Raw genomic sequence first — 22839 nt, 5'->3', positions numbered from 1 at the left:
CTTGAATGCTCCGACTGCTTGTAAGCACACGGTTTCAGGTTCTATTTCACTCCGCTCCCGCGGTTCTTTTCACCTTTCCCTCACGGTACTATCCGCTATCGGTCGCCAAGGAGTATTTAGCCTTAGGAGGTGGTCCTCCCAGATTCCCACGGGATTCCTCGTGTCCCGCAGTACTTGGGGTCTGTTGCACATTCCACATTCCGTTTCGGATACCGGGCTCTCACCGTCTATGGCCGGCCTTCCCATGCCGTTCTCCTACGGATTGCTTCCTGCTGGCTCCCTGCAGGTTGCCGCCAACAGCCCCTCGACCCCGAATGCGCATCGACTGCAGTCTGTACCACGCATCCGGTTTAGGCTTCTCCGCTTTCGCTCGCCGCTACTGACGGAATCGCATTCGCTTTCTCTTCCTCGAGGTACTTAGATGTTTCAGTTCCCTCGGTTGCCCCCGTACACCTATGGATTCAGTGTACGGTACTAGCGCTTCACACTAGCAGGTTTCCCCATTCGGACATCCACGGCTCAATGCTCGCTTACAGCTCCCCGTGGCATTTCGGTGTTCGCCCCGTCCTTCTTCGGCTCTTGGCGCCTAGGCATCCTCCGTGCGCTCTTCCTAACTTCACCGTTTCGACTCCATGACTGACTTACACCAGTCACTTCATCCAGTTATCCGGCTATTGTTACCTGTTACTCGCATTTCGGTTACCGGTTTACTATTTCGAGGTTGTTCCATATTCAGTTGCCAAGGTACATGCGCCTTCCAACTTCCGTCGGAAACGCGCCTTGAGTTTACCTTGTCTCATATGAGACGTTGGCTCCCTCAAAACCAAACACACAACACCTAAAAGCCTTGTTTCTCCGTAGAAAGGAGGTGATCCAGCCGCACCTTCCGATACGGCTACCTTGTTACGACTTCACCCCAATCATCAACCCCACCTTCGGCGGCTGGCTCCATAACGGTTACCTCACCGACTTCGGGTGTTGCCGACTCTCGTGGTGTGACGGGCGGTGTGTACAAGGCCCGGGAACGGATTCACCGCGGCATGCTGATCCGCGATTACTAGCAATTCCGGCTTCATGCAGGCGAGTTGCAGCCTGCAATCCGAACTACGAACGGCTTTTTAGGTTTTGCTCCACCTCGCGGCTTCGCTTCCCGTTGTACCGCCCATTGTAGCACGTGTGTAGCCCAGGACATAAAGGGCATGATGATTTGACGTCATCCCCGCCTTCCTCCGACTTACGCCGGCAGTCACCTGTGAGTCCCCACCTCTACGTGCTGGTAACACAGATCAAGGGTTGCGCTCGTTGCGGGACTTAACCCAACATCTCACGACACGAGCTGACGACAACCATGCACCACCTGTCTCCTCTGCCCCGAAGGGAAGGTACATCTCTGCACCGGTCAGAGGGATGTCAAGCCCTGGTAAGGTTCTTCGCGTTGCTTCGAATTAAACCACATGCTCCACTGCTTGTGCGGGCCCCCGTCAATTCCTTTGAGTTTCAGTCTTGCGACCGTACTCCCCAGGCGGAGTGCTTATTGGGTTTCCTTCGGCACTGGGGTGTGTCCCCCCAACACCTAGCACTCATCGTTTACGGCGTGGACTACCAGGGTATCTAATCCTGTTTGCTCCCCACGCTTTCGTGCCTCAGCGTCAGTCACTGTCCAGCAAGGCGCCTTCGCCACTGGTATTCCTCCACATATCTACGCATTTCACCGCTACACGTGGAATTCCCCTTGCCTCTCCAGCACTCAAGTCATGCAGTTTCCAAAGCAATCCCAAGGTTGAGCCTTGGACTTTCACTTCAGACTTACACAACCGCCTACGCACGCTTTACGCCCAGTGATTCCGGACAACGCTTGCCCCCTACGTATTACCGCGGCTGCTGGCACGTAGTTAGCCGGGGCTTCCTCACTCGGTACCGTCTCACAAGGAGCTTTCCACTCTCCTTGTCGCTCTCCCCGAGCAACAGAGCTTTACAACCCGAAGGCCTTCTTCGCTCACGCGGCGTTGCTCCGTCAGGCTTGCGCCCATTGCGGAAGATTCCCTACTGCTGCCTCCCGTAGGAGTCTGGGCCGTGTCTCAGTCCCAGTGTGGCCGGTCACCCTCTCAGGTCGGCTACGCATCGTCGCCTTGGTGAGCCGTTACCTCACCAACTAGCTAATGCGCCGCGGGCTCCTCTCTCAGCGATGCAGTTGCATCTTTCAACACAAGTAGATGCCTACCCGTGTATTATCCGGCATTAGCACCCGTTTCCGAGTGTTATTCCAGTCTGAAAGGCAGATTGCCCACGTGTTACTCACCCGTCCGCCGCTAGCCCCGAAGGGCTCGCTCGACTTGCATGTATTAGGCACGCCGCCAGCGTTCGTCCTGAGCCAGGATCAAACTCTCAAAAAATGGCGTTGTTACATATGTTTCAATCGTCGCTGTGACCAAAGGTCACGTTGACCGAAACTTTTAGGCGTGTGTGTTCAGTTTTCAAGGAACCAAACCTGCTGTGAAAGCCCCACAGAAGCTGATTCAACGAGGAACCAGATGAAGTGATTCTTTCGAGCAAGTGCCGCTTCTGTCGAAGCAGCCTAAGTACTATATCACGAACTGACGTTCGTTGTCACTGGTAAGTTTTTCATCGCCGGTCATCACCGGAGATAACTCCGGGATGCCATCGATATTCGGCAAAAACCGACACGAATTGGCCGATGAAAACCACCGAGACAGCTGCGCTTTGAAGGCAGCACCGCTTGAAGCGGCGAGAGATAATATAACACGAGCTTCAAAACATGTCAAACACAACTCGACATTTTTTTGATCGAATCGACAAATAGCGCTATGTCTTTTCAAAAGGGTAATCAAATGTGGGAACGGATATACATCCTACAAGGTGGGATTTCCACAAGCAAGCTGCTCGTACAAGTGAACGGGCCTACAATAGCGTAAAAAAATGCCCTCAAGAAATGAACCACGCATCACACCATATCTATACCGCCCAAACCCCGCGATACCTCGATACATGAACTACCCCATAGCCAGAATCAACAGCCGGCCAAAGCCGGCCAAAACCGCCAGCCTCAGCCGCCTCAACCCGAAGCCAACCGCCTCACCTGGGAGCTTATCCAACATCAAATACGCGCCCCGGTGAGGCGATTGGCGGCAAAGTACACTGCGTTAGGCCGGGCGGCGTTCACGGTGCTGCAGCTTTGGCCGTGTGCGGATGACTTCACTCACGAGAATGCCAAAGAGAATGAGCAGGACACCGAGCCAACGAAGCCACGTGATAGATTCCTGGTTGATAACCCAGGCGCCAATAACGGCGGTCGGCAACTCGATGGTGCCAAGGACGCCAGCCATCCTTCCGCCAATGCGCGGAATGGCAATTAACATCAGCACCGTCGGCAGAACTTGGCTCAGCAGTGCGACCCATCCGCCCCAATAGTAAACCGAAGGTTGATGGAGCATGGCATGAATGGTCGATCCCGGCGGGAATACGATGAAAATCAACAGCATCGCCACCGTTACCACCAGGGCCGAGCGAAGTTGGGGGGAAACGGCGGGATCGTTATACTCAGACATGTACAAATTGAGCGCATAAGACAACGCCGACAACAGCCCCAAACCAACCGCCCAGAGCGGGATGTGCTGCCACTCGCCGCCCTTCATGCCGACTGCCAGCACGGTTCCGACCAGAATGATGACAAGCCCCGTCCACTTGGCCGCATTCGGCCACTGGCGCTTGATGATAATATCGAGGACGACCGTCATCCAAGCAAACTGGAACAAGAGAATAATGCCAAACGACGCCGGAAGTACGGTGAGCGCCCGATAGTAGCAGTAGCTCACGGAGGCATTACAAAGTCCGACAAACAAAATCAGCAGCCACTGCCTGCCGCTGATTTTGGCGCCGCGCGGCGTGACGAGCGCGATGATCCAGAGGACGGCGAACGCCAACACATATTGAATATTTGTCATCACTGACGCACTGAACCCATGCGCGTAGCCCAGCCGCAAAATTGGCGAGACAAACCCGTAACACGACCCAGCAATCAGCATCATGAGCATGTATAAGGCCATACCAATCCTCCTTGTGAAAAAACCGGGTCACAGCCCGGCTTTCCAACAAGAAGTATGATACCCAAAAGGAATTATTGCTGCCAATGACTTGCGATGTCGCGGCGATACTGCATTCCGCTAAAGCGTGCGACATCCAATGCGCCATAGACCAACTCAATCGCCGCCGGAATGTCCTGTGCCACAGCGCTCACCGTCAGGACGCGTCCGCCCGCGGTAACGAGTTGATCCCCACGCAGAGCCGTTCCTGCGTGAAAGACGTAAACGCCCGACGGCCGGTCGGATGCCAGTTCAATCGGCGTCCCACTGTCCGATTTTGCCGGGTACTCGCCCCCCGCCAACACGACGCACACAGCCGCCTTCTCGTGCCAGCGCACATCCAGTTCACCCAGTTCATCGTGCGCGACCGCCCACATGATCTCAAGCAAATCCGTCTCGAGTAGCGGCAGGACCACTTCGGTTTCCGGATCGCCAAAGCGAGCATTGAACTCTATCACCTTAGGCCCTTCCTGTGTCACCATCAGTCCCGCATACAGCACGCCCCTGTACGTGATGCCCTCGGACTTTAGATACTGAACCGTCGGTTCGATAATCCGCTCCGTCGCGAATGCGGTCCAGTTCGCCGAGAGAAACGAGGGAACGGGTGCAAACGCGCCCATGCCACCTGTGTTCGGACCTGTGTCCCCGTCGCCGACGCGCTTGAAATCACGCGCTGGAATCATCGGCACAACCGTATTTCCGTCGACGAAGTACATCAGCGACACTTCTGTGCCTCTCAAAAATTCTTCGATCACGACCTTGTGTCCAGACGCACCAAACCGGTTCCCCTCTAGCATGTCGGCAATAGCGCTGTTCGCCTCCGCCAACGTCTGGGCTACGACGACGCCTTTGCCAGCTGCCAATCCGTCGGCCTTAATCACCACAGGCGCACCCAACGCAGCCGCGAACGCCTGCGCCGCGGCCACCTCTGTGAACACCTCATAGCGCGCGGTTGGCACGCCGGCGCGGCGCATCACGTCTTTCGCAAACGACTTCGAGGCCTCCAATTGCGCCGCGGCGCGGTTCGGACCAAATACCGGAATGCCCGCTTCCTGCAACGCATCCACCAACCCCTCGGCCAGTGGCTGCTCAGGCCCAATGACGACAAAGTCAATTCGCTCCGCCTTGACCCACTCCACAATCTTTGCGTGTTCACTGAGCGGGATATCCACTTTCGCAGCCAATTCCCACATCCCTGGATTCCCAGGCAACGCGTACAACACCGGCTCCAGATGACTTTGCGCCAGTTTCCACGTAATCGCGTGTTCCCGCGCGCCCTGCCCAATCACGGCGACGCGCGGGTAATTCCCCAGTGTCTTCATCTCGTGTTCCTCCGCTCCTCAGTGCAAAAAGTGGCGCGCGCCGGTGAACACCATCGCAATGCCGAACTCGTCTGCGGCCTGAATGCTCTCCTCGTCGCGCAGCGAGCCACCTGGTTGCACAATCGCCGTCACGCCGGCTGCTGCAGCCACTTCCACCGTATCCCGCATCGGAAAGAAGGCGTCCGACCCCATGACGCTGCCTTTCGCTTTCGATCTCGCCTGTTCAATCGCAATTTTCGCCGCACCGACACGGTTCATCTGCCCTGCGCCGATGCCGAGCGTCTGCACCTCGTTGGTGAGGACAATAGCGTTCGACTTGACGTATTGCACAGCCCGCCACGCAAACCGCAAAGCCGCATCCTCGGCGCCTGTCGGCTGGCGTTTGGTCACGACGTTCCACGACGCTGGCTGCGTCGCCCTATCCACTTCCTGCACCAGAAAGCCACCGGAAACACGTTTCCACGTGGTCGCACCGGGCGCCCACAGCGGTTGCTTCATGTCGACCGTCAACAACCGCAGATTTTTCTTCTTTTGTAGGACCGCCCTGGCGTCGGCGGAGAAATCAGGCGCAATGATAATTTCGAGGAACAATTTCGACAGCCGTTCGCCAAGCTGCGCGTCCACTGGACAATTGAGTGCCACAATGCCGCCGAATATGGAAACCGGATCTGCCTCGTGCGCACGCGTATATGCCTCGTCAATCGTCGCGCCCATGCCAATGCCGCATGGATTCATGTGCTTGACAGCGACCACTGTGGGCATTTGAAAATCGTCAAAGCCACGCAGAATGGTGAGCGCCGCATCCGCATCCTGAATGTTGTTATAAGACAGTTCCTTCCCTTGCAGCTGGTTGGCCTGCGCGATGGTCGCCATACTCGCGTTAGGTTCTATGTAGAAATGCGCAGCCTGATGTGGATTTTCGCCGTAGCGCAGCGCCTGCTTAGAAATGCCTTCAACTTGGAAGGTCGATGGCCACTTGCGTTCCGCAACTGTGTCGCCCGGTTCGTTCGCGGTCGTCGACGCCGAACGCGCCAGATAATCGGCAATCAAAGCATCGTAGCGCGCAGTGGTCTGAAAGACCTTGAGTGCCAGTTCGCGGCGCAATGCCAGATCTGGGCCACCCGATTCGTAGGCAGAGATGATGCGTGGGTAATCGGCGGGATCGACCACGGGAAGGCAAAATTCGTGATTTTTAGCCGCGGATCGGAGCATCGACGGCCCACCGATATCAATCATCTCAATCGCCAACGCTTCGGTCACGTCAGGGCGCGCGATGGTTTTCTCAAACGGATAGAGATTGACGACGACCAGATCTATCAACTCGATGCCGAACTTCTCGATCTGCGCCAAGTGCTCCGCGTTGTCGCGACGGGCTAAAAGCCCGCCGTGGATATGTGGATGCAGCGTCTTCACGCGGCCGTTGAGGATTTCCTCAAACCCCGTATAGGATTCGACTGTCGTCACATCGAGTCCGTGTTCCGCCAGGTGTTTTGCGGTGTTGCCCGTCGATAAAATGCCGAATCCGAGCGACTGCAACGACTGGCAAAATGGCACGATACCCGTTTTCTCAAATACGCTCACAAGCGCCCACTTTTGCACGAATCCACCACTCCTCTGCCGCCAGTGCGGCGACTTTTTTATCGTAACTCGCAGCAAGCTGCGAACACCGACTCACCGAAAATAAACATCGGGCGTACCGGCCACAATCTCACCGATTCGATAGACCGTCTCACCCTGTTCCTCGAGCAGTTTGGTCACTTGATCAACCGCTGAGGCGCTGGTGACGACGACATAACCGATGCCCATGTTCCAGACTCGCGTCGCTTCCGTAAAGGTCATTTCACTTTGCTCCAACAGCCACGTAAACACAGGCTCGCGCGGCCAAGTTGCGGCATCGATGAGCGCCGCAGTCCCCTCCGGCAGGACGCGTGGGAGATTCTCGTTCAACCCACCACCTGTAATATGCGCCATCGCGTGCACAGGCAGTCCAGCGGCCAGCAATTGGAGAATCGGTTTGACATAGATGCGCGTCGGCGTCAGCAGCCTATCTGCCACGCATACCGTATCCCCCGGCAACACGTCGCTCCATCCCAGCCCCGCATCCGCAATCAACTTGCGGACCAAACTGTAGCCGTTGCTGTGTAAACCACTCGAAGCCAAACCAAGGATGACGTCCCCCGGTTGTACCTGATCCCCCGTGATCATCGATGGCCGATTGACCACACCGACGGTGAACCCGGCGATATCGTACTCGCCTTCTTCGTACATCCCAGGCATCTCTGCCGTCTCGCCGCCGACCAGCGCCGCGCCAGCCAGTTCACACCCGCGCGCGATGCCTGAGACGACGCTTTCCGCAACGTCGACGTCGAGCTTGCCCGTCGCCAGATAATCGAGGAAGTACAGCGGCTCCGCGCCGACAGTCAGGATGTCGTTGACGCACATCGCGACACAGTCCACGCCCACGGAATCGTGCTTGTTAGCCGCAAACGCCACCTTCAGTTTGGTCCCGACGCCATCTGTTCCAGAGACGAGTACAGGCTCTGGGTACTTTTCGAGATCAAGTGCAAAGCCGCTGGCAAAACCGCCAATCTGACCAAGCACCCCCGAGCGCTTTGTCTTCTTGGCGAGTGCCTTATAACGGTTTGCGGCAGCATTGCCGGCGGCGATGTCGACGCCCGCTTGTTTATAGAGATCCAACTGTGGCACCTCCTACATGGACGAGCTCGTGATGGGGTGAACTGAGGGATTGGTCAATCAGTGCCGTTGGATAGTTTCGCGTGAAACATGCATTGCAGAACGGGACCGCATCACCTTTCGCGAAGCCGAATCCGGCCATCAAGTCATCCACGGTGAGAAAGTGCAGACTATCTGCTTCAATCAGCTCGCAAATCTCCTGAACCGTGTTGTTGGCAGCAATCAATTGCCCCTCTGACGCCGTATCGATGCCATAGTGACAAGGACTCACATACGGTGGGCTGGAGATGCGCACATGGACTTCGCGCGCACCGGCAGATCGGAGCAATCGGACAATGCGCCGAGATGTGGTCCCGCGCACAATCGAATCGTCGATTAAGACGACGCGCTTGCCTTCGACAATCGACCGCACCGCATTCAGCTTCAATCGCACGCCGACGTCGCGCAGCTCCTGCGACGGCTGGATAAACGTCCTGGCAATATAGCGATTTTTGATGAGGCCAGTTTCCAGCGGCAGTCCACTCGCCTCCGCATATCCAGCCGCAGCGGAGACGCTCGAGTCGGGCACGCCAATGACAATATCCCCATCTGCGGGGTACTGCTCCGCCAAGATGCCGCCGAGCCGTTTGCGAACCGCGTGTACGTTCCAACCGTCGACATCGCTGTCCGGCCGCGCAAAGTAGACGTGCTCAAACGTGCACATCTTGCGTGCGCGCCGCGTGGCAAAGCGACTGGCGTGCAGCCCTTGGGCATCGATGCAAATCACTTCTCCCGGCTCGATGTCGCGAATAAATTCCGCACCGATTGTGTCGAGCGCACACGATTCAGACGCGACGACGTAGGCGTCGCCCAGTTGGCCAAGCACCATCGGGCGCAAACCTAGCGGATCACGCGCGGCGATAAGCTCGTCATTGCCTAGGATGACGACCGAAAATCCACCTTGAATCTGTTGCACTGCAGATGCGACAGCTTCCGTCAGATCTTGTGCGCCAGCTTTGGCGATGAGGTGCGCGATAACCTCCGTATCGGTCGTCGTCTGAAATAGACTGCCTTCTTGTTCAAGGCGAATACGAAGCCATTTGGCGTTGACCAGATTGCCATTGTGCCCGATGGCAAAATTCCGTGCGTGCGTGTTCAGCGTGATGGGCTGCGCGTTTTGCAGTGTATTCGCGCCTGCTGTGGAGTAGCGAACGTGTCCAATGGCCGCGTAACCAGAGAGTCCCTCAAGTTCGCCATGTTTGAAGACGTCGGTGAGCAATCCCAACCCTTTGTGACTGTACATATTCGTTCCGTCCGTCGTGGCGATCCCGGCGGCTTCTTGGCCGCGGTGTTGTAGTGCCACCAGTCCGTAATAGGTGAGCGGTGCGGCTTGCGGGTGTCCATAGATGCCAAAGACCCCACACTCTTCCTGCGGTCTGTCCAGTTTCTCTGTCTCTATCAGAATGCTGTCCACGCAAAGGTCCTCCCCTTCGTCTCGGCAGTTCGCGCACGTCGTCCGGGGCAGATGCCCCGGACGCGTCACTTAGTGAGTGGCAGTAAGTTGCTCAGCGACAAAGAATGATGGGATGGCCTCTTCATACGTGGCCACCAGTTCGTTGAGAGGTAGTTCTACGAGAAGCGCGCCTTGAAGCTTAACGCAAATGGTCTCGCCAGTGAGTTCGCCAATCTTCCTGGCTGGCACATTGAAGGTTGCCGCAAGGTCGACGAGGGCGCCCTCGTTCGCCGAAGTGACTGCGACCAAGACGCGACCCTGCGCCTCAGAGAAGAGCCAGCCGTGCGAGTCGGCCCCATTGGCGACCTCTACTTCTGCACCGATTCCCGATGCGATGCAGATTTCCGTCAGCGTGATGGCGATGCCGCCTTCGCTGACGTCGTGTGCCGCCGCCACCAGGCGCGCACCTGCGACTTGCTGCAACAACTGGTGCAAGCGCGCCTCTTCCGCAAGATTCACGTACGGCGCGTCACCAGCCGGTCCATCACAGACCAGTTCGCCATAAAGCGTCCCCGAGAGCGAGTCATCCTCGCGCCCCAAGACCCACAGTGCCGTCGGTTCCACAACACTTCTCGGCGCACTCGGTACGCGGTGCTCAATGCCGTCCATCACGCCGATTGCACCGACCACCGGTGTCGGCTGAATATCGACGCCGCGTGTCTCGTTGTACAGACTCACATTGCCGCTGACCACTGGCGTGCCAAGCGCCTCACACGCCTCTGCCATCCCTTCGATGGCGTCGCTCAGTTGGCGCATAATTTCCGGTTTCTCCGGGTTGCCGAAGTTGAGACAGTTGGTGATGGCGAGCGGCTTCGCGCCGACCACAGCCAGGTTGCGAACCGCCTCTGCCACGGCAATCTGTCCACCGCGGCGCGGATTCAAATAGACGTAGCGGCTATTGCCGTCCGTCGCCATCGCGACCGCCTTGTTCACCCCCGGCACCTTGACGAGTGCCGCGTCGTGACCGGGTCCGAGAACCGTAGAAGCGCGTACGGACGTATCATACTGGCGGTGCACCCACGTCTTGTCCGCCACACTCGGATGCGCCAGCAGTTTCAACCACGCCTCAGAAATCGCAAGCGTCGTGGGAACAAACTGTGGCACGGGTGGATTCCAATCAGCAACCGGCCGTTCATAAACTGGCGCTTCGTCGACCAACGCCGCCACGGGCATGTCGGCCACGACTTCGCCCCGGAAGAAGAGGCGTAAACGGCCGTCGTCGGTCACGCGACCGACATTGGCAACTTCCAGCCCGAAACGTCGAAAGATTTCAAAAGCGACTTCTTCACGACCGCGCTCTAACACCACGAGCATGCGTTCCTGCGACTCGGACAACATCATTTCATATGGCGTCATTCCCGATTCGCGCACCGGCACATCATCCAGATTCATCTCGATCCCGCCGCCAGCACGACTTGCCATCTCCGCGCTGGAAGACGTCAACCCTGCGGCACCCATGTCCTGAATGCCCACCACAGCACCCGACGCAATCAATTCGAGACACGCTTCCATCAGGAGCTTGCCGAGGAAGGGATCGCCCACTTGAACAGCAGAGCGCTCTTTCTCGTGCGGGTCTTCCGCAGACGCGAAGGTTGCGCCATGAATGCCGTCACGGCCCGTTCTCGCACCGACGACAAACACCGGATTGCCGACGCCCGTAGCCGTGCCCGTGACCATCTCGTCGCGCTTGAGCAGCCCTACGCACATCGCGTTGACCAGCGGGTTTCCGCGATACGTTGGACTAAACTGAACCTCGCCACCAACGGTCGGGATGCCTACGCAATTGCCATAGCCGCCGATCCCGGCGACGACCTGCTCAAACAAGTACCGCGTCCGACCGTCTTCGAGCGAGCCAAACCGCAAGCTGTCGAGAAACGCAATCGGCCGCGCGCCCATCGTGAAAATATCGCGCAGAATGCCGCCCACACCCGTTGCGGCACCTTGGTACGGCTCAACCGCCGACGGGTGGTTGTGACTCTCCATCTTGAAGGCAACCGCCAGACCGTCGCCGATATCGACAACGCCAGCATTTTCACCAGGCCCCTGCAAGACTTGCGGACCGGTCGTCGGGAACTTGCGCAAGTGCGCCTTAGAACTCTTGTAACTGCAGTGCTCCGACCACAGCACGCCAAAAATGCCCGCTTCGACGTAATTGGGCAGACGACCCAGTTTCTCGACCACTTGCTGGTATTCCGCGTCTGTCAGTCCAAGTTTACGGTAGATTTTCTCGTCACGAATTTGCGCTGCCGTTGGCTCCAACAAGGGCACGTGCCTCCTTCATATAACGGTGCATCGAGAGAAACATGCGGCGTCCGTCCACCGAATCCATCCACTCCATCACAGCTCGCTCAGGATGTGGCATCAGGCCTAAAACGTTGCCTTGCTCGTTGAGAATTCCGGCAATATTTTGTACAGAACCATTGGGGTTCGCATGATAGGTGAAGGCCACGCGACGTCCAGTTTGCAGTTTTGCGAGCGTCGTATCATCAGCCACGAACCGCCCCTCGCCGTGCGCAATCGGAATGCGAATGCGTTCCCCGATGGCGTAGTCAGCGGTAAACGGACTTTGGTTGTTTTCGACGACCAATTCGGTCATCTCGCAGCGGAATTGCAGATTGTCATTGCGCAACAACGCGCCCGGCAACAAATGCGACTCCGTCAACACCTGGAAGCCATTGCAAATTCCGAGGACGAGTTTGCCCTTCTGAGCCTCCCGCTTGACCGCTTCCACCACCGGTGAAAAGCGAGCAATGGCACCGCTTCGCAAATAGTCCCCATAAGAAAAACCGCCCGGTAGAACGATAGCATCAAAATCGGACAAGTCACTCGCGTCGTGCCAGATGAGATGTGCTTCGTCGCCCGTCACCTCGCGAATGGCCGAAGCCGCGTCCTCATCGCAGTTCGATCCCGGAAACACAATCACGGCCCACTTCATGAAAGGGCGACCTCCTTGAGTGTGTACGCGTACGTTTCCATGACAGGGTTCGAAAGCACGCGTTCGCACATCTCCTCGACGCGCATCTGTGCTTCGGACAGAGAGGTACTCTGAACCGTCAAGTGCATGTATTTCCCGATGCGCAAATCACTGGCTTCTGCATAACCTAACGTGTGCAACGCCTGTTCCACGGCGTGCCCCTGTGGATCAAAAACGGATGGTTTGAGCCAGATGCGAACCTCAACTTCGTACGTTTTCACGTTGGCGACCCCTTTCGCGGTATGCGGTATGCGATGTGTGCTGATTCACAAATCCTCAGGAAATAGCCGTGATGCGCGCGTAAACCTCTTGATACGCGTCTTCGACATTCCCCAAATCTTGACGGAATCTATCCTTGTCTAACTTTTTGCGCGTCTCCATATCCCACAAGCGACAAGTGTCGGGAGAAATCTCGTCGGCGAGGACAATGTCCCCGTCGCTCGTCTTTCCGAACTCAAGCTTAAAATCCACCAGAATCAATTGGCATGCGGCGAACTTGGCCTGTAGAAGCTCATTGATGCGAAGCGCCTGCGCCCGAAGCGCGTCTAGTTCCGATGCGGTGGCAAGGTTAAGGGCGAGCGCGTGATCGTCTGTAATCAGCGGATCTCCCAATTCGTCGTCTTTCAGATAGAACTCGACGATGGGCCGAGGCAGCGGCGTGCTCTCCGGGACACCAAGCCGCTTCGAGAAGCTCCCAGCGGCAAGATTGCGGACGACCACTTCAATCGGGACAATATCGACTTTTTTCACCAGCGTCTCGCGCTCTGAAATCTGTTCTATCAGGTGCGTCGGTACGCCGTTCTCCGACAGATAGGCAAACAAGAGATTGCTCATCTGGTTGTTGATGGCGCCCTTGCCGACAATCTGTCCGCGTTTGACCCCGTTAAACGCCGTGGCGTCGTCCTTGTAGGAGACCTTCACCACATCAGCCTTGTCCGTCGCGTAAACCTTCTTCGCCTTTCCTTCGTACAGCAGCGTCTCCACCGTCATCTAATCGCTCCCCTTCAATGTGAAAGCCAGATTCGAGTATTACAGGCCGAGCCGTTCAAAAATCGTATCCACGTGCTTGATGTGCCAACTTGGGTCAAAACAATCGTCAATCTCCGTTGGTGACAAATAGGTTCGCACCGTTTCCGAACTCGAGACCAGCTCTTTGAACGACGTTCCTTCTTCCCACGCCTGCATCGCCAAAGGCTGAACCGTATCATAGGCGGCTTCACGCGACAGCCCCTTGTCAATCAAAGCCGTGAGCACCCGCTGCGAAAAGACGAGCCCATGTGTCCTATCCATATTGCGGCGCATATTTTCCGGATAGACATGCAAATCTGTGAGAATTCGATTCATCCGGTTGAGCAAGTAGTCCACGAGAATCGTGGCATCTGGCAAAATCACGCGTTCGACGGAAGAGTGGCTGATGTCGCGTTCGTGCCACAAGACGACGTCCTCCAACGCCGGCACGACATACCCTCGCAACACGCGCGCCAGTCCGGAAATCTGCTCGCAGGAAACCGGGTTGCGCTTGTGCGGCATAGCGGACGAACCTTTCTGACCCTTGTAGAACGGTTCCTCCAATTCACGGACTTCCGACTTTTGCAAACCGCGAATCTCCGTCGCAATTTTGTCGAGCGTCGTGCCAATCAACGACAACGTGAACATAAACTCCGCATGCCTGTCTCGCTGCAACGTCTGCGTACTAATAGGCGCCGGTTTCAAGCCAAGGCGCGTGCATACCTTCTCTTCAATGCGCGGATCGACATTTGCATACGTGCCGACCGCACCCGAGATCTTGCCATACCGCATGCGTTCACACGCGGCGTCAAACCGCTCGAGGTCGCGTGTCAGTTCGGCGTACCAGAGCGCGGCCTTCAGGCCGAAGGTCGTCGGTTCCGCATGCACGCCGTGCGTACGCCCCATCATCACCGTGAACTTGTGCGCTTGCGCCAGCTTCTTCACCGTTGACAACAGCGTCTCCAAATCGTTTCGGATAAGCGCCATCGGCTCGAGCAATTGGGCGCAAAGCGCAGTGTCGACGACGTCTGTAGAAGTCAAACCGTAGTGAACCCACTTTTTCTCCTCACCCAGTGACTCGGAAACAGCACGAGTGAAGGCAACCACGTCGTGGCGCGTCTCCCGCTCGATTTCGAGTACCCGGTCGACGTCGAACTTGGCATTCTGTCGAATCTTTTTGGCGTCTTCCGTCGGGATGACACCCAGTTCCGCCCATGCTTCCACCGCCAGAATTTCAACTTCGAGCCACCATTTCATTCGGGCTTCCAATGTCCATAAGCGCGCCATTTCAGGTCTACTGTAGCGATCAATCAAAGTTGGTCCTCCTCTTTCTCACTTCAACTTCATCTTAACACGAATCGCGCAGAATCCGAACGTTGAATTTAAATTTATAAAAAACGTTCGGATTCTGCGGCGGATTCAGCGAAAAAGAATCGGCGCCTGCGGTTGTCCCTCGCAAAACGCCGAATTCTCCCCTCGCTTAGCTCACGTAGAACACGTAACGCCAAATCGCGAGAATGACGATGATGTACATTAACCAGTGAATCTTCACGTGCTCGCGGCGGAAGATCATCTGAATCAATCCGATGATGACAAACGATGCAAACCCAACAGCAATGCCATTGCTGATGCTATAAGTCAGCGGCATCGCGATAATCGTCAAAAACGCCGGCAGTGCGATGCCGATGTTCTCCCACTCGATGTTGCGAACCGCGCCCATCATCAACACGCCGACGATGATCAGCGCCGGTGCCGTCGCCTGATCGGGAATGACCAGCGCAATCGGCGCCAGGATGAGCGCAATCCAAAACAAGATGCCGGTGGTGACTGCCGTCAGGCCTGTGCGGCCGCCAGCGGCGACGCCGGATCCGCTCTCGACGAACGCCGTAATGGTACTCGTCCCCAGCAACGCACCGATGCTGACGCCAAACGCGTCCACCAGCATGGCGCGACCCAGCCGCTTGTACCCTGTGTCCCCTTCCAACAGCCCAGCCTTGCTCGCCGTACCGACGAGCGTGCCAAACGTGTCGAACATCTCTACGAACGTAAACGTGAACAGTGCGCTCACTAACCCGTAGTGCCAAATGCCGGTCAGACTGAGGGAGCCGACTTCAAGACCACTGAAGTTCGGCAGCCACGAGCCGTGCAGGCCTGAGAGCGACGTAACGCCCATCGGGATACCAATTAATGTCGTAATAATAATGCCGATAATCATGGCACCTGGAATGCGCAGCGCCATTAAGGCGCCAATCAACAACACGCCAATCAGTGTCAAATCCGTCTGCGGGCTGTGCAACGACCCTAAGTTCGGCTGCCAGCTGTAGTTGTCAATGATGTCATTCGGCTTATAGGTCGCATTTTGCGCGCCCGTGAACGACATCGAGATGAGATCGCCATCTTTAAAACCAATCATCGTGATAAACAGACCGATACCGACGGTGATAGCCGCCTTGAGCGAATCTGGTACCGCGACGACGAGCAATTGCCGAATGCGAGTCAGCGTCAAAATAATAAAGACAATACCGGAGATAAAGACGGCGCCCAGTGCGTCCTGCCACGGCATATGGCCTGGTCCGTGGCCATTTTGCGCCGCAATGACGGCAAAATATGCGTTCAACCCCATACCTGGCGCCAGCGCGATTGGGTAATTGACAAACAAACCCATCAGCAGTGTGACGAGGCCCGACGCGACACAAGTCGCGAAGAAGACCGCCCGTTCGTCCATCCCCGTGCCAGAGAGGATACTTGGATTCAAAAAGATGATGTATGCCATCGCCATGAACGTCGTGATGCCCGCGACGATTTCACGGCCGACGGTGGTGTTGTTCGCGCGAAGGCGGAACAGTCGTCCCAATACCCCTTGCTCTTCTATGTGCTCTTGATTTACGGCCAAGAAACTTTGCCTCCCCTAACGGATCCCCGTGGTCTCTTTATTCCCACTCAATGGTGGCTGGTGGCTTCGACGTAATGTCGTACACTACGCGATTGATGCCATCCACTTCGTTGACGATGCGCGTGGAGATGCGCGCCAGAACGTCCCAAGGTATGCGGGCGAAGTCCGCTGTCATGCCCTCCTGCGATACCACAGCCCGAATGGCAAGCGTAAATGCGTACGTCCGCTCGTCACCCATGACGCCGACGGTCTGATTGCTCGTCAACACCGTGAAGTACTGCCAAATTTCGCGATCTAACCCAGCTTGCGCAATTTCCTGGCGCAGAATGTAATCGGACTCGCGGACAATCGCGAGTTTCTCTTCTGTGATGTCCCCCATCACCCGAATGGCGAGTCCTGGACCAGGAAACGGCTGGCGCCAGACCAATTCACTCGGAAGCCCCAGCTCTTCGCCGAGTCGTCGCACTTCATCCTTAAACAGTTCCTTGAGCGGCTCGATAATCTCGAACTGCACATCCTCGGGCAATCCACCGACGTTGTGATGCGACTTGATGGTCGCGGCAGTCTTCGTTCCGCTCTCGACGATGTCCGTATACAGTGTGCCCTGCACTAGGTAAGCAAAGGGGCCCAGTCTGTCGGATTCCGCCTCGAATACGCGGATGAACTCTTCGCCGATGATCTTCCGCTTGCGCTCAGGATCTGATACGCCGCGGAGCTTGCCAAGAAATCGTTCAGATGCGTCAACCCGCACGACGTCGATACCCAACTGGCCGCCCAGATTTTCCATCACCGCGTCCGATTCGCCTTTGCGCAGGAGGCCGTGATCGACAAAGACAGCGGTGAGTTGGTGCCCGATTGCGCGATGGACAAGGGCTGCCGCCACGGAGGAATCGACCCCACCAGACAGCGCGCACAACACGCGTTTGTCGCCAACCGCTTCGCGAATCTTATCCACCGATTCACTAATCAGGTTCTGCATGGTCCAATCGCCCTTGCAACCGCAGATGTCAAAGACGAACTGGCGCAGTTGCTCCATGCCGTGAACGCTGTGATGCACTTCCGGGTGATATTGCACCGCGTAAACAGCTTTGTCCGGTGCGCTCATCGCCGAAACTGTGCCGCTGGTGGTTTTGGCATCCAGCTGAAACCCTTCCGGCACGTGCGTGACGACGTCGCTATGGCTCATCCACACTGGCTGCAGCGTGGGCTGTCCTGCGAACAACTTGGAAGCGCCCGGTTGGACTTCCAGATCTGCGCGCCCGTACTCACGAACTGCACCACGCGCGACATCGGCGTGAAAGGTGTGCGCAATCAACTGCATCCCGTAACAAATGCCGAGAACGGGGACACCTAAGTCGAAAACCGCCGGGTCCACCATCGGCGCATCCTCCGCAAAAACGCTCTTCGGGCCACCTGAGAAGATGATTCCCTTGAGGTTTTTGGCACGCAGTTCGCTAGCGGACACATCGTGCGGTAGCAATTCGGAAAATACGTTGAGTTCGCGGATTCGTCGCGCGATAAGCTGGTTGTACTGGCCGCCGAAATCAAGGACGACGACGACTTCATGCTGTGACATGCTGGCACTTCCCTTTCTATTTGGAGGCCCAACCCACGTTGGAACCCCCTTGAGGTGGTTATTTAATGTTCAACTGCAACAAAAAAGGCCGCCTTCGTGGTCTGTTTTCCTAGGTTGCCCATAGGGTTCCCAGAAAAATGGAAAAACAGATACGAAGGTCGGCCTTTTCGCAAACGACGGCCACAACCAGGCAGCAATAGAAAAGCTGCCGAGCTCGCTGGACGCAGCTTGGCGCAATTGATAATGAAAAACCGACCTCGTAGTCAGGCAATTTAAGGTTGCCCGGTAGAGACTGCCAGGCCATATCCCCGGCATTATACGAGTCTCCAAATTACGCACTCATTCTACCTGTGCGGCTCTATGTCGTCAATTGGAGATTTGTGTCGGCTTTTCGACTGATAGAGTAGACGCAGCCATTTCATGCTCGTCTGTTGCATGGTCGCTGCGTCCGATCCGCTGATTTCCCCACCCCCATACAACACGCGTTCAACCGTTTGCACCCAGTTCTGATATTCTTCCTGCGCAATGCCAGCGCGCGCAGCAAACGACCACAACTCCCGGACGGTCAGCGACTGTTTCAACTGGTATTTGCGACGCAAGGCACGCAGCAAAAGGGCGTATACGCGAGCAAAGGTCCGCAATGGATCACGCCCCCACTGACGCTCCAACCGCGCATACAGCATCCGGCGCCGCCAAACCATCATGACGACTGCTGCGGCGACCACCGCGCCCACGGCCACCCACAGCGCGACGCGCCCCACAACGACGGCGATGTGCAACCAATTGCCACCTTGACCGCCTTGCTGAACATCCGGCTGCTCCGGGTGTTGCGGCGGCGTCTGAGGTTTAGCAGGCGTCGGCGCAGGCGTTGACGAATCTGGTGTCGTACTTCCCGCATCCTTCGGGGCGGCAAAAGGCATCTGAAAGTTTGGCGTCGGGTCAAACGGGATCCAACCGTACGCGGGAAAATACACCTCTACCCAAGAATGCGCATCGTCGTTGGTAATGGTGTAGCTGTTGAGGTTCGTCGATGTATTCCCGTAGTCTGGGGTCCCTGCAGCATAGCCAGTCACCCATCGCGTCGGCACGCCAAGCGTGCGCAACATCACGGCCAGCGCGGAGGAGAAGTTGTTGCAATACCCAACCTTACTCTGGAAGAGAAATTGCGCCACGTAATCCTGGTGTGGCCCGGGTACAGGCACACCGGAGGTCTGATAGGTATAGTTGTCCTGCAAGTATTCAATCAGCGCAGAAACCGCCCCATACTCCGTCTTGGCACCGGCTTGCGCAACGACCTGTTGCGCAAGGGCCTTCACGTCGGCTGGGAGGCTAGTGGGCAACTCCAAGTCGGCATCCTGGATGTTCTTTGGCGCCTGCGACGCGACGCGGACAACAGGCGTCGTATCCTTCTCCAACTCCTCATATGGCGCCCGCAATTCCTCTACCTTGATCTGATAGATTTGCCCTTTGTGCAGCTTTGGCGCATGAATATTCCCCTGTACATAATCGACGGAAAACGCTCCATTATAAGCGCCTGGCAGCCAGAGTACATTGTCGATACGGTATCCTCCAAAGAGATCGCTCGTATCGACGCTATCCGATTCAACGGTGATTGTCTCATCAAAAGAGACCGTCGGCAGGTCGTGAAACGTATAGCCCTCAACGCCTGAAATCTTGTGTCCAACCGTCTGCTCGGCCATTTGGACATCGGTCAGCGGCGCATAGGACACCCAACCCTTCCCAGTGTAATCGGTCAGCGTCTGTCCTCTTATGTAAGTCGGGTACGGACTTTCTACGCCGAGAACCGGGGTGTTATTTGTGACAAACGATCCGCCCAGATGACTATTATCCAGTTGGTAACCAATCGTCTGCACGCCAGTGCCTCCACCGGAGGCTGTACGATGAAACGGATTGGGCCACACTGCAGGGGATTTTGGTGTCGTGAACCCGACCAGCAGACAAAGTGCCAAAAGTCCGAGAACGGGCGTGTAAAAGCGGATGCCGACCCTTGACTTGTCCGCGGCAAACGCGCGCACGCGCCGCAGTTGGTTCAGTCCCAGAATGGCCAAGAAAATCATTGAAACCACGACGAGCGCGACATTCGGCTGAACATTCGTATTGCCGTCAATCGCCCCCAATACGACAAGGGCGAGCACGTTGTAGAACATCCACAGGCGCAATCGATGGCTGGCGTAAGTGACCAGCCAAAAGACGACAGCGAGGCTACACACAAACAACCCAGTCTGTAGGGGATCTTGCAGGCCGCCGCCGCTGATTGCCGCCACTGCCTGACGAACGAGCATGGCAGGCATGTGAATCAGCGAGAATCCCAGCGAATCCCCATCTGGGCGCCAAAAATAAACCACGTATCCATAGCAGGCGATAAGCGCACCAAGCACATGCGCCCACCAGCGATTGACAATGGCCGCCACCACAAAGACGAGCAGCGGAAAGAGAAACGTCTTGGGGCCGTTCAGCAAGCCCAAGTTCGCCACAGGTCCAAAAAAACTTTCCAACCAGAGTGCACACAAGAGTGCGTGAACGGTCCGCTCGATGGTTTTAGTGTGACGAAACCGTCGCACCAGACACACCTCCTCTGCGCAAGAAGGATAGTTGATCGACATTGCGGATGAGATATACCGGTATGCCAGCAGCCGACAGCCGTTCGTACCCCAAGCGCTTTGCGTCTGTCAGCCGCTCTTCCGTCACGGGCACAAACAGTTGCACGCGCCCCTGCCGCATGAGGTGCGAAAGTGCCACCGCCATAGGCTGATCAAGCCTTGGCGAAACGACCACGAACATGGTTCCCCGGTTGGCATCGTCGGCGATGCGCTGCAGAAACGACAAGATATCGCGCGGACTTTGCGGCTGCATCGCTGCGAGCGTCTCCAGACAGCGTGCGAGCAGCGCGACATCGAGACCCGCCGGAAAAGACAGGTACGGATCTGCCGGGACCACCATGCCAAACTTGCGATGGTTGTCATACGCATTGCGAATGAGTGAAGCTGTTATCGACATCGCGACATCGAACTTAAGAGACCCGTGCGCATCCCCCGCGTACGATGCCGTCGTGTTGTCCGGAATAAACATAAACTCCGAGGTCACATGCTGCTCAAATTCCTTTGCCAACAACATGCCGCGTCTCGCGGTCATCGGCCAATGGATCCGGTTCAACTTATCACCGCGCACAAACTCGCGAACGCCAATGACGTTGCTGGACTCCTCACTCCTGCGATTGGTCGGCTGGCGTTCACCGTACTCATCGAGTGCCGTACCTGTCCAACCACGCACAGGCACGACTTTCGGGTAGACAATGATGCGCTCTGGCTGCTCAAATGTGCGATGTACGCGTACAAAGCCAAGCAAGTCCCCTGTTTCCACCGTCATCTCCGTCAATTCATAGACGCCACGCGGAAGTTGGTAAACGGTATACGCGTAGTCTATGGCGCGCCGCCAAAGCGGTACGTGAATCCGGTCGAGACCGGATGTCTGAAACAACCAGCGATACGGCAGTTGCTCGTGAATGCGCAACCAAAACAGCGGCCACATCGCCTGTCGCTCCACCAATACACGGACTTGTAAACTCTGCCCTGCCGTCAACCGATGCGCCGGTACGTACCTTTGAACCCGCATCCCCACCAACGACGCTGAAAGGGTCAACCACTCGTATGCCGCCAGGGCCAAACAGAAGTAGAACAAAAACCAGGCGAAAAAACCGCCAGTGACCATCCCAAAGTAGAAGAGGCCCACCATCACGAGAACCGTAATGAATGCAGTGAGACCAACACGCACTCGCATCAGGGCAGCGCTCCTTGCGTCGTTGGAACAGGAACTACATTCAGCAACTGGTTGACCACCGTATCGACACCCACGCCCGACAATCGGGCATCGGCCGTCAACAGCAAGCGATGGCCCAGTACATAGGGCGCCAAAAAGCGCACGTCGTCTGGTATGACATACGTACGATTCGAGATAAACGCCAACGCTTGCGCCGCGCGAAACAACGCGAGACTCGCTCGTGGACTGGCCCCGAGATAGACATCAGTGAGATTTCGCGTCTGTTGCACCAGTGCGACAATATACTTTTGCAGCTCCTCGTCGACGCGCACGTCCCGCACCGAAGTTCGCCACGCCAAAATTTCCTTTGGATCCACCACAGCATCTATCTCATCAATCGGGTGGCGGCGCTGTTGCCCCTTGAGAATCTGCAGCTCCTCTTCAACGGATGGGTAGCCCATTTGGAACTTCAACAGGAACCTGTCCAACTGCGCCTCTGGAAGGGGAAAAGTTCCCTCAAACTCAATCGGGTTTTCGGTGGCAAGAACAAAGAATGGCGCAGGCAGCGCATACGTTTCCCCATCGGCTGTCACGCTGTGCTCCTCCAGCGCCTGCAAGAGGGCGGATTGGGTCTTGGGCGAAGTCCGGTTGATTTCGTCCGCTAAAACCACTTGCCCGAAAATCGGACCCGGGCGAAACTCGAACGACTGCGTCTTCTGATTGTAAATCGAAACGCCCGTTACATCGGAGGGCAATAGGTCCGGCGTGAATTGGATTCGGCGAAAGTGGCACCCCAGGGTTTTTGCGGTCGCCCGCACCAACATCGTCTTCCCCACGCCCGGAACATCTTCAATCAGACAATGTCCCCCGGCTAACAGCGCCGTCAACACAAGGCGGATCACTTCGTCCTTGCCAACAATCACCTTGCGAATGTTTTGAATGACCGGCTCAACTTTTGGATTCCACTCATCAAACGTGATAGCTGTATTTATCTCAGTCACAC

The 22839-nt window shown here is 56.6% G+C and carries 15 protein-coding genes, 2 rRNA genes and 1 riboswitch (1 of these 18 running past the window's edge); all 17 genes read right to left on the bottom strand.

Annotated elements, in window-relative coordinates:
* Positions 1 to 621, bottom strand: a 23S ribosomal RNA gene (locus tag K1I37_RS04160) (it extends 2323 nt beyond the left edge of the window).
* A gap of 240 nt (positions 622 to 861) precedes the next feature.
* A 16S ribosomal RNA gene (locus tag K1I37_RS04155) occupies positions 862 to 2393 on the bottom strand.
* The 16S and 23S rRNA genes sit together here, the layout of an rRNA operon.
* A gap of 768 nt (positions 2394 to 3161) precedes the next feature.
* On the bottom strand, positions 3162 to 4064 hold the full coding sequence (locus tag K1I37_RS04150) for an EamA family transporter (protein ID WP_021298687.1): 903 nt from the start codon (positions 4062 to 4064) through the stop codon (positions 3162 to 3164).
* A 71-nt stretch (positions 4065 to 4135) separates the two neighbouring features.
* Positions 4136 to 5422 (bottom strand): phosphoribosylamine--glycine ligase, encoded by a 1287-nt coding sequence (gene purD / locus K1I37_RS04145; protein ID WP_021298686.1) that lies wholly within the window; start codon positions 5420 to 5422, stop codon positions 4136 to 4138.
* An 18-nt stretch (positions 5423 to 5440) separates the two neighbouring features.
* The gene (gene purH / locus K1I37_RS04140) at positions 5441 to 7021 is read right to left on the bottom strand and encodes a bifunctional phosphoribosylaminoimidazolecarboxamide formyltransferase/IMP cyclohydrolase (RefSeq protein ID WP_021298685.1); all 1581 of its coding nucleotides are present in this window, start codon (positions 7019 to 7021) and stop codon (positions 5441 to 5443) included.
* 72 nt (positions 7022 to 7093) lie between these two features.
* The gene (gene purM / locus K1I37_RS04135) at positions 7094 to 8119 is read right to left on the bottom strand and encodes a phosphoribosylformylglycinamidine cyclo-ligase (RefSeq protein ID WP_021298684.1); all 1026 of its coding nucleotides are present in this window, start codon (positions 8117 to 8119) and stop codon (positions 7094 to 7096) included.
* A complete protein-coding gene (gene purF, locus K1I37_RS04130) occupies positions 8106 to 9569 on the bottom strand; it encodes an amidophosphoribosyltransferase (RefSeq protein ID WP_021298683.1) in 1464 nt (487 codons plus the stop codon). The genes purM and purF overlap by 14 nt, the downstream gene beginning before the upstream one ends.
* Before the next feature lie 69 nt (positions 9570 to 9638).
* Positions 9639 to 11870, bottom strand: coding sequence for a phosphoribosylformylglycinamidine synthase subunit PurL (gene purL / locus K1I37_RS04125; RefSeq protein ID WP_021298682.1), 2232 nt, complete (start codon positions 11868 to 11870; stop codon positions 9639 to 9641).
* On the bottom strand, positions 11839 to 12543 hold the full coding sequence (purQ, locus tag K1I37_RS04120) for a phosphoribosylformylglycinamidine synthase subunit PurQ (protein ID WP_021298681.1): 705 nt from the start codon (positions 12541 to 12543) through the stop codon (positions 11839 to 11841). Before purQ ends, purL begins: the two co-directional genes overlap by 32 nt.
* On the bottom strand, positions 12540 to 12803 hold the full coding sequence (gene purS, locus K1I37_RS04115) for a phosphoribosylformylglycinamidine synthase subunit PurS (protein WP_021298680.1): 264 nt from the start codon (positions 12801 to 12803) through the stop codon (positions 12540 to 12542). The genes purQ and purS overlap by 4 nt, the downstream gene beginning before the upstream one ends.
* Before the next feature lie 55 nt (positions 12804 to 12858).
* Entirely contained in the window at positions 12859 to 13572 is a 714-nt protein-coding gene (gene purC, locus K1I37_RS04110; RefSeq protein ID WP_021298679.1) for a phosphoribosylaminoimidazolesuccinocarboxamide synthase, read from the bottom strand.
* Between the two features lie 39 nt (positions 13573 to 13611).
* The gene (purB, locus tag K1I37_RS04105; RefSeq protein WP_021298678.1) at positions 13612 to 14904 is read right to left on the bottom strand and encodes an adenylosuccinate lyase; all 1293 of its coding nucleotides are present in this window, start codon (positions 14902 to 14904) and stop codon (positions 13612 to 13614) included.
* Positions 14905 to 15070: 166 nt separating this feature from the next.
* Positions 15071 to 16444, bottom strand: coding sequence for an NCS2 family permease (locus K1I37_RS04100; protein WP_031219346.1), 1374 nt, complete (start codon positions 16442 to 16444; stop codon positions 15071 to 15073).
* Between the two features lie 76 nt (positions 16445 to 16520).
* Positions 16521 to 18059, bottom strand: a complete 1539-nt coding sequence (gene guaA / locus K1I37_RS04095) for a glutamine-hydrolyzing GMP synthase (RefSeq protein WP_021298676.1) — start codon at positions 18057 to 18059, stop codon at positions 16521 to 16523.
* 240 nt (positions 18060 to 18299) lie between these two features.
* A riboswitch (purine riboswitch) is annotated at positions 18300 to 18401 on the bottom strand.
* Between the two features lie 2 nt (positions 18402 to 18403).
* On the bottom strand, positions 18404 to 20641 hold the full coding sequence (locus tag K1I37_RS04090) for a DUF4129 domain-containing transglutaminase family protein (RefSeq protein ID WP_021298675.1): 2238 nt from the start codon (positions 20639 to 20641) through the stop codon (positions 18404 to 18406).
* A complete protein-coding gene (locus tag K1I37_RS04085; protein WP_021298674.1) occupies positions 20619 to 21857 on the bottom strand; it encodes a DUF58 domain-containing protein in 1239 nt (412 codons plus the stop codon). The genes K1I37_RS04090 and K1I37_RS04085 overlap by 23 nt, the downstream gene beginning before the upstream one ends.
* A complete protein-coding gene (locus K1I37_RS04080; protein ID WP_031219344.1) occupies positions 21857 to 22816 on the bottom strand; it encodes an AAA family ATPase in 960 nt (319 codons plus the stop codon). The genes K1I37_RS04085 and K1I37_RS04080 overlap by 1 nt, the downstream gene beginning before the upstream one ends.
* Positions 22817 to 22839: the final 23 nt, after the last annotated feature.

It is taken from the genome of Alicyclobacillus acidoterrestris, assembly GCF_022674245.1.
GTDB classification, from domain to species: Bacteria; Bacillota; Bacilli; order Alicyclobacillales; family Alicyclobacillaceae; genus Alicyclobacillus; species Alicyclobacillus acidoterrestris.
This window is presented reverse-complemented; position numbering and strand designations above follow the sequence as displayed.

What these genes read in the sequence shown, in the direction of transcription:
- purD (WP_021298686.1), bottom strand. Translation starts at nt 5,422, where the DNA reads ATGAAGACACTGGGGAATTACCCGCGCGTCGCCGTGATTGGGCAGGGC.
- K1I37_RS04150 (WP_021298687.1), bottom strand. Translation starts at nt 4,064, where the DNA reads ATGGCCTTATACATGCTCATGATGCTGATTGCTGGGTCGTGTTACGGG.
- purC (WP_021298679.1), bottom strand. Translation starts at nt 13,572, where the DNA reads ATGACGGTGGAGACGCTGCTGTACGAAGGAAAGGCGAAGAAGGTTTAC.
- guaA (WP_021298676.1), bottom strand. Translation starts at nt 18,059, where the DNA reads ATGTCACAGCATGAAGTCGTCGTCGTCCTTGATTTCGGCGGCCAGTAC.
- purQ (WP_021298681.1), bottom strand. Translation starts at nt 12,543, where the DNA reads ATGAAGTGGGCCGTGATTGTGTTTCCGGGATCGAACTGCGATGAGGAC.
- K1I37_RS04085 (WP_021298674.1), bottom strand. Translation starts at nt 21,857, where the DNA reads ATGCGAGTGCGTGTTGGTCTCACTGCATTCATTACGGTTCTCGTGATG.